Raw genomic sequence first — 14,455 nt, forward strand, 5'->3', positions numbered from 1 at the left:
ATTTGGATTGTGTTATTTCAAATGGTCTGTCAAATACCGGAAGTACTCTTCACGAATCTCGGGAATCTCATTCGCTAGGTGATGCCTTCCCCGCTTCAGCATCAGCACCTCAGGCTGGTCGAACTTACCCCGAAGCACCTGCAAGTTGTGCTGCCAGTCCACCGTCATGTCTTCCTCACCCTGCACAATCACCGGCCTCCGGGGGCTGCGCGGTGCGGCTTCGATGCGCTTGATCCAGCGCGCCAACGCCCCCACCCAGGCGGTGGGCAGTTGGCGCGGCTGAAGCGGATCGGCCTCCAGGAACGGCTTGAAGGCCGGGTCGTTAGTGTTCTCGCTGAAACGCCGGGCGATACCTTTGACGAACGGACGCAGCAGGTAATAACTGACCTGCGACCACCCCCACGCACGTGGCCGCACTAACGGTGACAGCAGGAAGGTCTTGCCTTGGGCCGGGCTGTCGGCCCCCTGGTTAAGCAAATGGTCCACCACCACCGCGCCGCCCGTGCTCTGCCCAAACAGATGCCAGGGCTGCGGCAATTTCAGCGCCTGGGCTTGGGCGAACAGCGCCTGCACCACCTCCTGGTACACCGCAAAATCATCGATGCTGGCCCGCGCGCCGCTGGACAGGCCATGGCCCGGCAGGTCGCAGGCGATCACCACAAAGCCCTGGTCCAGCGCCCAGTCCACCACGTGGCGGTACAGGCCCATGTGGTCGTAGAAGCCGTGAAACATAAACATCGTCGCCACCGGTTGTGGGGGCGACCACACCTGCCCCACCACCTCGAACCCGCGCACCTCAAAGCGCCCCAGGCGGCTCATAGCCGGCACTTTGCGCGCGGCCAGGTCCAATCCATAAAAGCGCTGGTACACCCGCGCTTCGGCGCTGAGCGGTTGCGCATCCACCAGGGGTCGCAAGCTGTCGCGCAGATGATCGGGGTCAAAGGTAACGGGCATAAGGGGTTCCAGACTTAACGCACAGGGCAGATGAATATCGAGCTGCGATATTCATCTGTCAGGACAAGCATGGCAAGCTACGCGACCTTCGAGGATAGATCCGGATGCGACAACCCTACCGTACCACCCTGTTCGCCAGCCTGATCCTGATCATCTGCGCTGTCGCGCTGTGGGCCGCGTATGACTGGTTCCAGGGCCGCTACCTGCGCGCCTTCAGCGAACACACAGCGGTGTTTTCCGGCGATGCACTGCGCCTGCCCGCCGAGCTGAGCGGGCCTGGCCCAATCCGCCTGGTGCACTTCTGGGACCCAGCCTGCCCGTGCAACGTCGGTAACCAGCAACACTTGGGCGAGTTGATCGAGCAATACGCGCCACAAGGCGTCGAGTTCTACGCCCTGCAAAAACCTGACAGCCACGGCCGTTTGCCAGACAACCTGCGCAGCATGAAGATCCTCACCGCCCTGCCCGGCTCTGACCAAGTACCGGCCAGCCCGGCCGTGGGCATCTGGGATCGCACGGGCAAGCTCGCGTATTTCGGGCCGTACAGCGAAGGCCTGACGTGCAACGCCAGCAACAGTTTTATCGAGCCGATCCTGAAGGCACTCCAAGCGGGGCGCGAAGTGAATGCCACTCACACCTTGGCAGTGGGCTGCTATTGTTCGTGGCCTGAAGATCGTTAGTCACTCCACTCCCGGTAAGGAAAGTTCATGAAGCGCGTCTTGCGGGTTCTCGCGGTTCTGCTGGTGCTGATCGCCCTCGGCGGCGGCTGGTACGTGTACAGCAAGCAGCCCACTCGCCAGGGCTCGGTCACGCTGGCCAACCTGCAAGGCTCGGTCACGGTGCGCTACGACGACCGTGGCGTGCCGCATATTCGCGCCGACAACGAGACAGACCTGTATCGCGCTCTGGGCTATGTGCACGCCCAGGACCGGTTGTTCCAGATGGAGATCATGCGGCGCCTGTCCCGTGGAGAGTTGGCCGAAGTACTCAGCCCCAAGCTGCTGGAGACCGACAAACTGTTTCGCAGCCTGCGCATCCGTGAGCGGGCCTTGAGCTACGTGGAGCAGATGGATCACGAGTCTGCGTCCTGGAAGGCCCTGCAAGCCTATCTGGATGGAATCAATCAGTATCAGGACACCCACGCCAGCCCCATGGAGTTTGACGTGCTGGGCATCCCCAAGCGCCGGTTCACCGCCGAAGACACCATCAGCGTCGCCGGATACATGGCCTACAGCTTTGCCGCCGCGTTTCGCACCGAGCCCTTGTTGACCTACGTTCGCGACCAATTGGGCGGTGACTACCTGAAAGTGTTCGACCTCGACTGGCAACCCAAAGGCGCACTCAACCTGGCTGCCGGCGATTGGCAAACCCTCGGTGCCATCGCGTCCCTGAGCGAACAGGCCTTGGCCGACAACGGCTTGCCGCAGTTCGAAGGCAGCAACGCTTGGGCCATCAGCGGCAGTCGCACCAAGAGCGGCAAGCCGCTACTGGCGGGTGACCCGCATATCCGCTTCTCGGTGCCGTCGGTGTGGTACGAGGCGCACCTGTCGGCGCCGGGCTTTGAGCTGTATGGCTATCACAACGCGCTGGTGCCAGTGGCCTTCCTGGGGCACAACCTGGATTTCGGCTGGAGCCTGACGATGTTCCAGAACGACGACGTCGACCTGATCGCCGAGAAGCTCAACCCGGACAACCCCAACCAGGTCTGGTACCAGGGCCAATGGGTCGACATGACCAGCAGCGAACAACAGATCGCGGTGAAGGGCCAGGCGCCAGTCACCTTCACCCTGCGCCAGTCGCCCCACGGGCCGATTATCAATGACGTACTCGGCGAGAGCGCCGGCAAGACGCCCATCGCCATGTGGTGGGCCTTCCTCGACACCCAGAACCCGATTCTCGACGGCTTTTATCAGCTCAACCGCGCCGACACCCTGACCAAGGCACGTGCGGCGGCGGCCAAAGTGTCGGCGCCGGGGCTGAATATCGTGTGGGCCAACGCCAAGGGCGATATCGGCTGGTGGGCGGCGGCGCAGTTGCCGATTCGTCCGGCCGGCGTCAACCCTGGGTTTATCCTCGACGGCAGCACCGCCCAGGCCGACAAGTTGGGCTTCTACCCGTTCAGCGCCAACCCCCAGGAAGAAAACCCCGCGCGTGGCTATGTGGTGTCGGCCAATGCCCAACCGGCATCACCCACCGGCCTGGAAATCCCCGGCTATTACAATCTGGCCGACCGTGGCCAGCAGTTGAACGCGCAGTTAAGCGACAAAAGCGTGAAGTGGGATGTGAACAACAGCCAGGCCCTGCAACTGGGTACCACTACCGCCTTCGGCCCGCGCCTGCTGGCGCCGTTGTTGCCGGTGCTGCGTGAGGTGGTCAAAGACCCGGCACAGTTGAAACAGGTGGAACAGCTTGCCAGCTGGAAGGGTGACTACCCACTCGATTCCATCAGTGCCACGCTGTTCAACCAGTTCCTGTTCAACCTCGCCGATGCAGCCTTCCACCCGAAACTGGGTGACGCCATGTTCAAGACCCTGCTCACCACCCGCGTAATCGACGCCGCCCTGCCCCGCCTGGCTGCTGACCCGGACTCACCCTGGTGGGACGGCAAGCGCGCCGACACCGTCAAACTCGCCTGGGACAACAGCCTCACGCACCTGAAAGCCACCTTCGGCGATGACCCGACACAGTGGCAGTGGGGCAAGGCCCATACCCTGACCCACGGCCATCCGCTGGGTTCGCAAAAGCCGCTGGACCTGATTCTCAACGTCGGCCCCTTCCCGGCGCCCGGCACTCACGAAGTGCCGAACAATCAGTCGGCCGCCATCGGCCCGGCGCCCTGGCCGGTGACCTACGGCCCTTCGACCCGCCGCCTGATCGACTTCGCCGATGTGGCCCACGCGCTGACGATCAACCCAGTCGGTCAAAGCGGTGTGCCGTTTGACAAGCACTATGGCGACCAGGCAGAGACCTATATCGAAGGCGGTTACGAGCAAGCGCATTTCAGTGATGAGGAAGTCACGGCGAATACGCGCGGCACCTTGAAGCTACTACCGGCGCGGTAGCCCTATGCAAGCCAACGCCTACAGTTGGTCTACGCCGTTGCTGGGGGCGCAAAGTTGAGCCGACACTGCTGCGGCGTCACCCCCAGGCGGCGATTGAACACACTGCGCATGTGCTGGGCATCGCGAAAACCGCATTGGTACGCCACGGTTTTCAATGGCGCGTGAGTGCTTTCAAGCATCACCCGCGCCGCATCCACCCGGGCCCGCTCAACAAATTCCGCAGGCGTAACCTGCGCCTCACGGGCAAACACCCGAGAAAAATTGCGCGCGCTCATATTGGCGGCCCTTGCCAGGTCGGCGATGGTCAGATCCCCGGTCAAATTCGCCAATACATACAGCTGCACCAGCGCTACCGCCGATGTGGTTTCGGCGTGGGGTGTAAGGAACGGGCTGAACTGCGACTGCCCGCCCGAACGCTGGGTGAACACCACCAGGCGCTTGGCCACGCTCAAAGCCACTTCCGGACCGTGGTCCTGGGCCAGCAGGTACAACGACAAATCGATGCCCGCCGTGACCCCGGCCGAGGTGTAGAGGTTGCCGTGCTGGACGTACAGGCGGTCGGCTTCGACCTGGGCCGAGGGGCACAGGCGCGCCAGGTCAGCGGCGTCGTTCCAATGGGTGGTGACGGTTTTTCCGTCCAGCAATCCGGCGCGCGCCAGCATGAAGGCGCCGTTGCAGATCGAGCCAAAACGTCGCGCCCGAGCGGTGGCGCCACGCAGCCAATCATCGAACGACACGCCGAAATCTTCGAACGGCAACTGCGGGCCACCGGCGACCAGCAGCAGGTCATAGGCCTGCAGGGCTTCGCCGTAATGCCGGTGGGCCTGCAATGCCAAACCATTGGAGGCGGCCATGGTGCCGTGGCCCAGCCCGATGACCTCTATCTGATAGTGATCCTGGGGCGGCAGAAAGCGGTTGGCTTCGCAGAACACATCCATGGGGCCGGTCACATCCAGTGACTGGACGCCGGGGAAGATCAGGATGGCGACGGTCTTGTGCATGCTCACAGACACCTTTTTCTAGCGTAATAAAATGCAAACCCTGTGGGAGGGGGCTTGCTCCCGATGGCGCTGTATCAGCCAGCAGATGCAGTGCCTGGTACTCAGTAATCGGGAGCAAGCCCCCTCCCACATTGGGATTTTCGCAGGCTTCAAGAGTGATATCGCCCGCTACACCCTAGTCGATTTCTGCTTGGCACGATGTGTCGGCACATTGGCCGGGATCGCGCCCTCACCGCGATGGCCGCTGCACAGACGAGCGACCAAACTGATTGCTTTCCAGAGGAGAGCAACCATGACCACCACCATCGCCGGTATCAAGATCCCCGACAGCGCCCTGGCCAAGGCCACCACCGAGTACATCCGTGACATCGAATCCGATCTGCTCTACCACCACTCGCGGCGGGTATTTCTATTCGGCGCATTGAGCGGTGAGCGCAAGCAGTTGGCCTATAACCCGGAGTTGCTCTACGTGGGCGCGATGTTCCATGACTTGGGCCTGGTGGAAGGGTATCGCAGCGATAACGAGCGTTTCGAAGTGGACGGCGCCAACGCGGCGGCGGCCTTCCTCAAACCTTACGGGCTCAGCGATGACGATATCGAACAGGTGTGGCTGTCCATCGCCCTGCACACTACGCCAGGTGTGCCGCAGCATCTGCGCCCCACCGTCGCGCTGGTGACTGCCGGGGTGGAGATGGACGTGCTGGGCATGGACTACGCCGCGTTTAGCAGTGTGCAGCGCGAAGCAGTGGTGCATGCGCATCCACGGGGTGAAGGGTTCAAGGAGTGCATCATCTGTGCGTTCGCCGACGGCTTGCGCCATCGCCCGCAGACCACGTTTGGCAACGTGAAGACGGATGTGCTGGTGGATCAGGAGCCGGGGTTCAAACCGATGAACTTTGTCGAGGTGATTCGCCAATCGCCTTGGACCTGAAATGCATCAAATGTGAGAGGGGGCTTGCCCACGATTGCTGAGTGTCAGTCACTACGTCTATTGACTGACCCACTGCCATCGGGGGCAAGCCCCCTCCCACATTTGGACTGCGCAGGCCTTTAGACCGGCGCTGGAGCCCGACGCCTGTCCGGCTGCTGCCAGCCATCGGCAGCGGCTTCTTCGATGGCTTGCTGGATGGCCTTCTTGCGCATCTCTTCGGCACGACGGCTGAAGAACCACACAAGGAAGGTCACCAACGACACCGCCAACAGAATCAGGCTGGCTACGGCGTTGATCTCAGGTTTAACCCCAAGGCGCACCGCCGAGAACACCTCCATCGGCAACGTCGTCGAACCCGGGCCTGAGACGAAGCTGGCAAGTACCAGGTCATCCAGGGACAGCGCAAACGACATCATGCCGCCTGCCGCCAACGACGGCGCGATCATCGGGATGGTGATCAGGAAGAACACCTTCCAAGGCCGCGCGCCGAGGTCCATGGCCGCCTCTTCAATCGACAGGTCCAGCTCACGCAAACGCGCCGACACCACCACCGCCACATACGCCGCACAGAACGTGGTGTGGGCGATCCAGATGGTGACGATGCCACGTTCCTGGGGCCAACCGATCATCTGCGCCATAGCCACGAACAGCAGCAACAGCGACAGACCGGTGATCACTTCCGGCATCACCAACGGCGCGGTCACCAGGCCGCCGAACAACGTGCGGCCCTTGAACTGGCTGATGCGCGTCAGCACAAACGCCGCCAACGTACCCAGCGCAACAGCGGCCACTGCCGTGTAGCAGGCGATTTCCAGGGAGCGTGCCACCGAGCCCATCAACTGGGTGTTGTCCAGCAGGCCCACGTACCACTTGATCGACCAACCGCCCCACACCGTTACCAGCTTGGATTCGTTGAACGAGTAGATCACCAGGATCAACATCGGCAGGTAGATGAACAACAACCCCGCCACCAGCATGAAGCTTGAGAAACTGACGCGCTTCATATCTTGCCCTCCATCTCTTTGGCTTGGCTGCGGTTAAACAGAATGATGGGCACGATCAGGATCGCCAGCATCACTACCGCCAGGGCAGACGCCACCGGCCAGTCACGGTTGTTGAAGAACTCTTGCCACAACACTTTACCGATCATCAGGGTTTCCGGGCCGCCCAGCAGTTCCGGAATCACGAACTCGCCCACCACCGGGATAAACACCAGCATGCAGCCGGCGATGATGCCGTTCTTGGACAGCGGCACGGTGATTTTCCAGAAGCTGTTGAAGGTGCTCGAACCCAAGTCGGATGCGGCTTCCAGCAGGCTCTGATCGTGCTTCACCAAGTTGGCGTACAGCGGCAGGATCATGAACGGCAGGTACGAATAGACCACGCCGATGTACACCGCGATGTTGGTGTTGAGGATCTGCAGCGGTTCGTTGATCAGCCCCATGGACATCAGGAAACCATTGAGCAAGCCGTTATTGCTGAGGATGCCCATCCACGCATACACCCGGATCAGGATCGCGGTCCAGGTCGGCATCATGATCAGCAGCACCAGCACGGTCTGCATCTCTTTGCGCGCAGTGGCAATGGCATACGCCATCGGATAGCCGATCAGCAGGCACAGCAGCGTGCTGAAGAACGCCATCTTCAGCGAGCCCAGGTACGCAGCGATATACAGCTCATCACCTGCCAACAAGCTGTAGTTGGCCAGGTTCAGCACCACTTGCAGCTTTTGTTCAACGTAGGTGTAGATCTCGGTGTACGGCGGGATTGCCACGTCGGCTTCGGCAAAGCTGATTTTCAGGACGATGAAAAACGGCAGGGCAAAAAACAGGAACAGCCACAGGAACGGAATCCCGATGACCACCTGCTTGCCGCTCGGGACGAGGCGGTTCAAGCGCCGCTTGAGCTTTTTTGTGTTCATGAGCGAAGTACCACGCCGCTGTCGTCTTCCCACCACACGTAAACCTGATCACCCCAGGTCGGCCGCTGACCACGGCGCTCGGCGTTGGCGACGAAGGACTGCACCAGCTTGCCGCTCGGCAGTTCCACGTAGAACACCGAGTGGCCGCCCAGGTAAGCGATGTCGTGCACCTTGCCGCTGGACCAGTTGTGCTCGCAGGTCGGCATTTCGGTGGTGACCAGCAGTTTTTCCGGGCGGATGGCGTAGGTCACCGACTTGTCTTCCACCGAGGTGGCGATGCCGTAGCCCACGTAGATGTCGCGGTCCAAGTCCGGGCACTTGAGCACGGCGTGGCCTTCGGCGTCGTCCACCACTTGGGTGTCGAAAATATTGACGTTGCCGATGAACTCGCACACCAGGCGGCTGGTAGGGGTTTCGTAGATATCGATCGGGCTGCCGATCTGTGCGATCCAGCCCAAGTGCATGATTGCGATGCGCTCGGCCATGGTCATGGCCTCTTCCTGGTCGTGGGTCACCATCACGCAGGTCACGCCGACGCGCTCGATGATCTCCACCAACTCCAGTTGCATCTGCGAACGCAGTTTCTTGTCGAGGGCGCCCATGGGCTCATCGAGCAGCAGCAGTTTCGGGCGCTTGGCCAGGGAGCGGGCCAGGGCCACACGCTGACGCTGGCCGCCGGACAACTGGTGCGGCTTGCGTTTGGCGTACTGGCTCATCTGCACCAGCTTGAGCATTTCGGCTACGCGGGCGTCGACTTCGGCCTTGGGGATCTTGTCCTGTTGCAGGCCGAAGGCGATGTTCTGCGCCACGGTCATGTGCGGGAACAGGGCGTAGGACTGGAACATCATGTTGATCGGCCGCTCGTACGGCGGCATGTCGGTGATGTCCACACCGTCGAGGTAGATGCGACCCTCGGTCGGGCGCTCGAAACCTGCGAGCATGCGCAGCAGCGTGGATTTGCCCGAACCCGAACCGCCGAGCAAGGCGAAGATCTCGCCTTTCTTGATTTCCAGGGACACATCGTCCACGGCAATCGTCTCGTCGAACTTCTTCGTGACCCGGTCGATTTTGACCAACACCTTCTTCGGTGTCTGGTCCCCTTCGAGGGCTTTCTTGTAGGCGCCGGAGGCAACTGCCATTTACGAAACTCCCAGAAAAAAAGAGTGCAGAGCGCCCAATACGGACGACCCTTGGATAATTTGAGCCTTACTTGCCCGTCTTGACCTTGGTCCAGCTACGGGTCATTAAACGTTGCACTTTCGGGGGTAGCTCGAAGTTGACGAATGTCCGATCGAGAACCGCCTGCGGTGGGTAAACCGCTTCGTCGGTGCGTATCGATTGCTCCATCAGTTTGTCCGCCCCTGGGTTAGGGTTGGCGTAACCGACGTAATCACTGACCTGGGCGATTACCTCAGGTTGCAGCAAATAGTTGATGTAGGCGTGGGCCTGTTTAACGTTGGTGGCGTCCTTGGGGATCGCCAGCACGTCAAACCACAGGTTGCCGCCTTCTTTCGGAATCGCGTAGGCGATGTTCACGCCCTTGCCTGCCTCAGCCGCACGGGCTTTGGCCTGGAACACATCGCCAGAGAAACCGGCCGCCACACAGATGTTGCCGTTGGCCAGGTCCGAGATGTATTTGGACGAATGGAAGTAAGTCACGTAGGGCCGTACTTTAAGCAGCTTTTCTTCGGCCTTTTTGTAGTCTTCAGGGTTGGTGCTGTTAGGGTCCAGGCCCATGTAGTTGAGCACCGCCGGCAGCATTTCATCTGCCGAGTCCATGAACGACACACCGCAGGTGGCCAGCTTCTTCATGTTTTCCGGCTCGAACAGCACAGCCCAGGAGTCGATCTTGTCGACGCCCAACACTTCCTTCACTTTGTCGACGTTGTAACCGATGCCGTTGGTACCCCAGAGGTACGGCACGGCGTACTGGTTGCCTGGGTCGTTCTTTTCCAGGCGTTTGAGCAAGGCCGGGTCAAGATTTGCGTAATTCGTCAGCAGCGATTTGTCGAGTTTCTGAAACGCCCCGGCCTTGATCTGCTTGCCGAGGAAGTGGTTGGACGGCACGACTACGTCGTAGCCGGTACGTCCGGCCAGCAACTTGCCTTCCAGGGTTTCGTTGGAATCAAACACGTCATACACGGGCTTGATGCCGGTGGCCTTTTCGAAGTTGGCCAGGGTGTCGGTACCGATATAGTCCGACCAGTTATAAATATGCACCGTCGATGCGGCCTGCACGCTGACAGCCAGCGTGACACCTGCGCCCACCAGCATGGCTTTGCGAAATAAAGAAATTGGCAAGTGGAGGTCCTCTTAAATAGTTGGGCCTGAAGTTGTTGCCCGGCAACAAAACCGGCGCGCAACTTACCCTCGATAAACCGATCCGGCAAAACTTTCTGTCATTTAATGTGCGGGAGGTGGTTTACCCCCGATGGCGGTGTGTCAGCTTGCACATGTGTTTCTGATACAACGCCATCGGGGGCAAGCCCCCTCCCACAGGTTTTAAGGCTTACTTGCCCGATTTGATCTTGGTCCAGCTGCGCGTCATTTCACGCTGAGTTGCGGCTGGCAAGTCAGCAATGGCGTAGAGCTTGGCTTGCACATCGGCTGGCGGGTAGATGCCCGGATCGCTGGTGATGTCTTTGTCGACCAGTGCGGTGGCCTTCTCGTTACCGTTCGGGAAACGCACGCTGTTGGTGATCGACGCCATGACTTCCGGCTTGAGCAGGTAGTTCATGAACTTGTAAGCGGCGTCGACGTTTTCGGCATCTTTAGGGATGGCGACCATGTCGAAGAAGCTACCAGCGCCTTCTTTCGGAATGTCGTAGGCAACTTTCACTTTGCCACCGGCTTCAGCCGCGCGGGATTTAGCCTGCTGGATATCACCCGAGTAACCCACGGCCACGCAGATGTTGCCGTTGGCCAGGTCCGAGATGTACTTGGAGGAGTGGAAGTAGCCGATCGAAGGACGGATCTTCAGGAAGAGCGCTTCGGCTTGCTTGAGGTCCTCTTTCTTCTGGCTGTCGGTCGGCAGACCCAGGTAATGCAGCGCGATTGGCAGCATTTCGGTCGGCGAATCGAGGAAGCTCACGCCGCAGCTTTTGAGCTTGGCGATGTTCTCAGGCTTGAGCAGGATGTCCCACGAGTCGATCTTGTCCACGCCCAGCGCAGCCTTGACCTTCTCCGGGTTGTAGCCGATGCCGATCGAACCCCACATGTACGGGAAGGCGTGCTTGTTGTCCGGGTCGCTGACCGACACGGCTTTAAGCAGGGACTTGTTCAGGTTGCTGTAGTTGGACAGCTTGGACGTGTCCAGCTCCTGGTAGACACCGGCCTTGATCTGCTTGGCGAGGAAGTTGTTCGACGGCACGACGATGTCGTAACCGGACTTGCCTGCCAGCAACTTGGCTTCCAGGGTTTCGTTGCTGTCAAAAACGTCGTACACCACTTTAATGCCCGACTCTTTTTCAAAGTTGGCGATGGTGTCCGGTGCAATGTAGTCGGACCAGTTGTAGACGTGCAGCACCTTATCGTCTGCCTGGGCCGCGCCCGCCATTGCGCCCATCAGGGACAAGGCAAGGAGGGTCTTGCCAGCGTTCTTCAAACCTAATGCCTTCATTTGGTGATGCTCCAATTTTTCTTTTTTGGGCCACGTTTTTTCATGTTCTGCGGCCCTTCCAGAGGGCAACAAAACAGGGCGACAGTCTGGCAAGTTCAGGGGCCGGCTTTCAACCAAAGCCCCTACATTTATAACTGCCCAGTGCTCTGCGCACTGAGCCTAGCACTTAGCCCTGCAATGCCGCCAAAGTCAGATCCAGGCACTTGCGCGCCTTGGTCACCAACTCGTCGATCTCAGCCTTGCTGATCACCAGTGGCGGGGAAATGATCATGGTGTCGCCCACGGCGCGCATGATCAGGCCATTGTTGAAGCAGAAGTTGCGGCAAATCATGCCCACGCCTTTGCCTTCATAACGCTTGCGCGTGGCCTTGTCCTGCACCAGCTCAATGGCGCCCAACAGACCCACTCCGCGAACTTCGCCCACCAACGGGTGATCATTGAGCTCGCGCAGACGACGCTGCAAATAGGGTGCCGTTTCGCTGTTGACCTGCTCGATGATTTTTTCATCACGCATGATGCGGATGTTTTCCAGGGCCACCGCTGCGGCCACCGGGTGACCGGAGTAGGTAAACCCGTGGTTGAAATCGCCGCCTTCGTTCAGCACCTCGACCACTTCGTCGCGCACGATCAGGCCGCCCATAGGGATGTAACCCGAGGTCAGGCCCTTGGCGATGGTCATCATGTCTGGCTTGAGGTCGTAGAAATCGCTACCGAACCACTCACCGGTACGGCCAAACCCGCAGATCACTTCGTCGGCCACAAACAAGATGTCGTATTTAGCGAGGATTTCCTTGATGCGCGGCCAGTAAGTGGCGGGCGGGACGATCACGCCACCGGCACCCTGGATCGGCTCGGCAATAAAGGCACCGACGGTGTCCACGCCCAATTCGAGGATCTTCTCTTCCAACTGGTTGGCGGCCCAGATCCCGAACTCTTCGGGGCTCATGTCGCCACCTTCGCCGAACCAGTACGGCTGGGCGATGTGGGTGATGCCCGGGATCGGCAAGTCGCCCTGTTCGTGCATATAAGTCATGCCACCCAGGCTCGCGCCGGCCACGGTGGAGCCGTGGTAGCCGTTCTTGCGGCTGATGATGGTTTTCTTGTTCGGCTGCCCTTTGATCGCCCAGTAGTGGCGGACCATGCGCAACATGGTGTCGTTGCCTTCGGAGCCGGAACCGGTAAAGAACACGTGGTTCATGCCGGCGGGTGCGATGTCGGAAATGGCTTTGGCCAGCTCCAACACCGGCGGGTGAGCGGTCTGGAAGAACAGGTTGTAGTACGGCAGTTCTTTCATTTGCTTGGCGGCGGCGTCAGCCAGTTCATCGCGACCATAACCGATCGCCACGCACCACAGGCCGGCCATGCCGTCGAGGATCTTGTTGCCTTCGCTGTCCCACAGGTAAACGCCGTGGGCTTTGGTGATAATCCGTGGGCCTTTCTCTTTCAATTGCTTGAAGTCGCTGAATGGCGCCAGGTGGTGATCGTTGCTCAAGGCTTGCCATTCACGGGTTTGCGGGTTGTTGCTGGACATACCAATCTCCTAGACTTTTCAGTTAAGGGCGCGCGGGTTACCCCGTGCGCCCGGCGCATCAGACGGCGAAGAGCAGGAATTCCCGCTCCCACGAACTGATCACGCGCTTGAAGTTTTCATGCTCGGCCCGCTTGACCGCGACGTAGCCTGTGATGAATTTCTGACCCAGGTATTTCTCGATGGTCTTGCTGTTTTCCATGCGTTCCAGGGCGTCTTCGATGGTCAACGGCAGACGCAGGTTGCGTCGTTCGTAACCACGACCTACCACCGGTGCGCTCGGGTTATGGCCTTCGACCATACCGATGTAGCCGCACAGCAAACTGGCGGCAATCGCCAGGTAAGGGTTGGCGTCGGCCCCCGGCAGGCGGTTTTCTACGCGGCGGTTCTGCGGGCCGGCATCCGGTACGCGCAGGCCGACGGTGCGGTTTTCTTCGCCCCATTCCACGTTGACCGGCGCCGAGGTGTCGGGGAGGAAACGGCGGAACGAGTTCACGTTGGGAGCAAACAGCGGTAGCAATTCAGGGATGAATTTCTGCAGGCCACCAATATGGTTGAGGAACAGCTGGCTCATGCTCCCGTCTTCATTGGAGAAGACGTTCTTGCCAGTCGCGATGTCGATGATGCTCTGATGCAGGTGCATCGCGCTGCCGGGCTCGCCGGTCATCGGCTTGGCCATAAAGGTGGCCGCCACGTTGTGCTTGAGCGCTGCTTCACGCATCGTGCGTTTGAACACTAGGATCTGGTCAGCCAGGGACAGCGCATCGCCGTGACGGAAATTGATTTCCATCTGCGCGGTACCGTCTTCGTGGATCAGCGTGTCGAGGTCCAGCTCCTGCAGTTCGCACCAGTCGTAGACGTCTTCGAACAGCGGGTCGAATTCGTTGGCGGCTTCTATAGAGAAGGACTGACGACCAGTCTCCGGGCGCCCGGAACGGCCAATCGGCGGTTGCAGCGGGAAGTCAGGGTCTTCGCAGCGTTTGGTCAGGTAGAACTCCATCTCCGGCGCCACGATGGGCTGCCAGCCTTTGTCGGCGTAGAGCTTGAGGACTTTCTTGAGCACGTTGCGCGGCGACAGCTCGATCGGGTTGCCTTGCTTGTCGTAGGTATCGTGGATCACCTGGGCGGTGGGCTCGATGGCCCAAGGCACCAGGAATACCGCGTTCTGGTCGGGGCGGCAGATCATGTCGATATCGGCCGGGTCGAGCAATTCGTAATAGATGTCGTCTTCGACATAGTCGCCGGTCACGGTCTGGAGCAGAACGCTCTCGGGCAGGCGCATGCCTTTTTCGGCGATGAACTTGTTGGTCGGCGAGATCTTGCCCCGGGTGATGCCGGTGAGGTCGCCAATCATGCATTCGACTTCTGTGATCTTGTGGTCTTTCAACCAATCGGTGAGCTGGTCGAGGTTGTTACTCATAAATGCCTCTGGGCTGGGT

Annotated in this window: 12 protein-coding genes; 3 read left to right on the forward strand and 9 right to left on the reverse strand. The window is 60.0% G+C overall.

Annotated features, from left to right (window positions below; translation table 11 throughout):
* Positions 1–12: 12 nt before the first annotated feature.
* Complete coding sequence (locus AOA61_RS10455; protein ID WP_095185158.1) at positions 13–954, reverse strand: alpha/beta hydrolase; 942 nt, start codon at positions 952–954, stop codon at positions 13–15.
* A 104-nt stretch (positions 955–1,058) separates the two neighbouring features.
* On the opposite strand from AOA61_RS10455, the gene AOA61_RS10460 reads away from it, so the two are divergent.
* Together AOA61_RS10460 and AOA61_RS10465 are read left to right on the forward strand one after the other, a co-directional pair.
* Positions 1,059–1,634, forward strand: coding sequence for a DUF6436 domain-containing protein (locus AOA61_RS10460; RefSeq protein WP_099601716.1), 576 nt, complete (start codon positions 1,059–1,061; stop codon positions 1,632–1,634).
* 27 nt (positions 1,635–1,661) lie between these two features.
* The gene (locus AOA61_RS10465) at positions 1,662–4,016 is read left to right on the forward strand and encodes a penicillin acylase family protein (RefSeq protein WP_099601717.1); all 2,355 of its coding nucleotides are present in this window, start codon (positions 1,662–1,664) and stop codon (positions 4,014–4,016) included.
* A 29-nt stretch (positions 4,017–4,045) separates the two neighbouring features.
* On the opposite strand, the gene AOA61_RS10470 is transcribed toward AOA61_RS10465, so the two are convergent.
* Positions 4,046–5,017, reverse strand: coding sequence for a GlxA family transcriptional regulator (locus tag AOA61_RS10470; protein WP_099601718.1), 972 nt, complete (start codon positions 5,015–5,017; stop codon positions 4,046–4,048).
* 292 nt (positions 5,018–5,309) lie between these two features.
* On the opposite strand from AOA61_RS10470, the gene AOA61_RS10475 reads away from it, so the two are divergent.
* The gene (locus AOA61_RS10475) at positions 5,310–5,948 is read left to right on the forward strand and encodes an HD domain-containing protein (protein ID WP_099601719.1); all 639 of its coding nucleotides are present in this window, start codon (positions 5,310–5,312) and stop codon (positions 5,946–5,948) included.
* Between the two features lie 119 nt (positions 5,949–6,067).
* On the opposite strand, the gene AOA61_RS10480 is transcribed toward AOA61_RS10475, so the two are convergent.
* The 7 genes from AOA61_RS10480 to AOA61_RS10510 all read right to left on the reverse strand — a co-directional run bounded on the left by AOA61_RS10480 (position 6,068) and on the right by AOA61_RS10510 (position 14,436).
* The gene (locus AOA61_RS10480) at positions 6,068–6,952 is read right to left on the reverse strand and encodes an ABC transporter permease subunit (protein ID WP_032884233.1); all 885 of its coding nucleotides are present in this window, start codon (positions 6,950–6,952) and stop codon (positions 6,068–6,070) included.
* Positions 6,949–7,869 (reverse strand): ABC transporter permease subunit, encoded by a 921-nt coding sequence (locus tag AOA61_RS10485; protein WP_032884234.1) that lies wholly within the window; start codon positions 7,867–7,869, stop codon positions 6,949–6,951. The genes AOA61_RS10480 and AOA61_RS10485 overlap by 4 nt, the downstream gene beginning before the upstream one ends.
* Entirely contained in the window at positions 7,866–9,008 is a 1,143-nt protein-coding gene (locus AOA61_RS10490) for an ABC transporter ATP-binding protein (RefSeq protein ID WP_003195240.1), read from the reverse strand. Before AOA61_RS10490 ends, AOA61_RS10485 begins: the two co-directional genes overlap by 4 nt.
* Positions 9,009–9,075: 67 nt before the next feature.
* Complete coding sequence (locus tag AOA61_RS10495; protein ID WP_032884236.1) at positions 9,076–10,170, reverse strand: polyamine ABC transporter substrate-binding protein; 1,095 nt, start codon at positions 10,168–10,170, stop codon at positions 9,076–9,078.
* A 208-nt stretch (positions 10,171–10,378) separates the two neighbouring features.
* On the reverse strand, positions 10,379–11,473 hold the full coding sequence (locus AOA61_RS10500) for a polyamine ABC transporter substrate-binding protein (protein WP_032884518.1): 1,095 nt from the start codon (positions 11,471–11,473) through the stop codon (positions 10,379–10,381).
* Positions 11,474–11,654: 181 nt separating this feature from the next.
* Complete coding sequence (locus tag AOA61_RS10505) at positions 11,655–13,019, reverse strand: aspartate aminotransferase family protein (RefSeq protein WP_032884238.1); 1,365 nt, start codon at positions 13,017–13,019, stop codon at positions 11,655–11,657.
* A 58-nt stretch (positions 13,020–13,077) separates the two neighbouring features.
* The gene (locus AOA61_RS10510) at positions 13,078–14,436 is read right to left on the reverse strand and encodes a glutamine synthetase family protein (protein WP_032884240.1); all 1,359 of its coding nucleotides are present in this window, start codon (positions 14,434–14,436) and stop codon (positions 13,078–13,080) included.
* Positions 14,437–14,455 lie beyond the last annotated feature (19 nt).

The organism is Pseudomonas sp. 2995-1, from assembly GCF_002742505.1.
Lineage (GTDB): Bacteria > Pseudomonadota > Gammaproteobacteria > Pseudomonadales > Pseudomonadaceae > Aquipseudomonas > Aquipseudomonas sivasensis.

What these genes read in the sequence shown, in the direction of transcription:
- AOA61_RS10455 (WP_095185158.1), bottom strand. Translation starts at nt 954, where the DNA reads ATGCCCGTTACCTTTGACCCCGATCATCTGCGCGACAGCTTGCGACCC.
- AOA61_RS10460 (WP_099601716.1), top strand. Translation starts at nt 1,059, where the DNA reads ATGCGACAACCCTACCGTACCACCCTGTTCGCCAGCCTGATCCTGATC.
- AOA61_RS10465 (WP_099601717.1), top strand. Translation starts at nt 1,662, where the DNA reads ATGAAGCGCGTCTTGCGGGTTCTCGCGGTTCTGCTGGTGCTGATCGCC.
- AOA61_RS10470 (WP_099601718.1), bottom strand. Translation starts at nt 5,017, where the DNA reads ATGCACAAGACCGTCGCCATCCTGATCTTCCCCGGCGTCCAGTCACTG.
- AOA61_RS10475 (WP_099601719.1), top strand. Translation starts at nt 5,310, where the DNA reads ATGACCACCACCATCGCCGGTATCAAGATCCCCGACAGCGCCCTGGCC.
- AOA61_RS10480 (WP_032884233.1), bottom strand. Translation starts at nt 6,952, where the DNA reads ATGAAGCGCGTCAGTTTCTCAAGCTTCATGCTGGTGGCGGGGTTGTTG.
- AOA61_RS10485 (WP_032884234.1), bottom strand. Translation starts at nt 7,869, where the DNA reads ATGAACACAAAAAAGCTCAAGCGGCGCTTGAACCGCCTCGTCCCGAGC.
- AOA61_RS10490 (WP_003195240.1), bottom strand. Translation starts at nt 9,008, where the DNA reads ATGGCAGTTGCCTCCGGCGCCTACAAGAAAGCCCTCGAAGGGGACCAG.
- AOA61_RS10505 (WP_032884238.1), bottom strand. Translation starts at nt 13,019, where the DNA reads ATGTCCAGCAACAACCCGCAAACCCGTGAATGGCAAGCCTTGAGCAAC.
- AOA61_RS10510 (WP_032884240.1), bottom strand. Translation starts at nt 14,436, where the DNA reads ATGAGTAACAACCTCGACCAGCTCACCGATTGGTTGAAAGACCACAAG.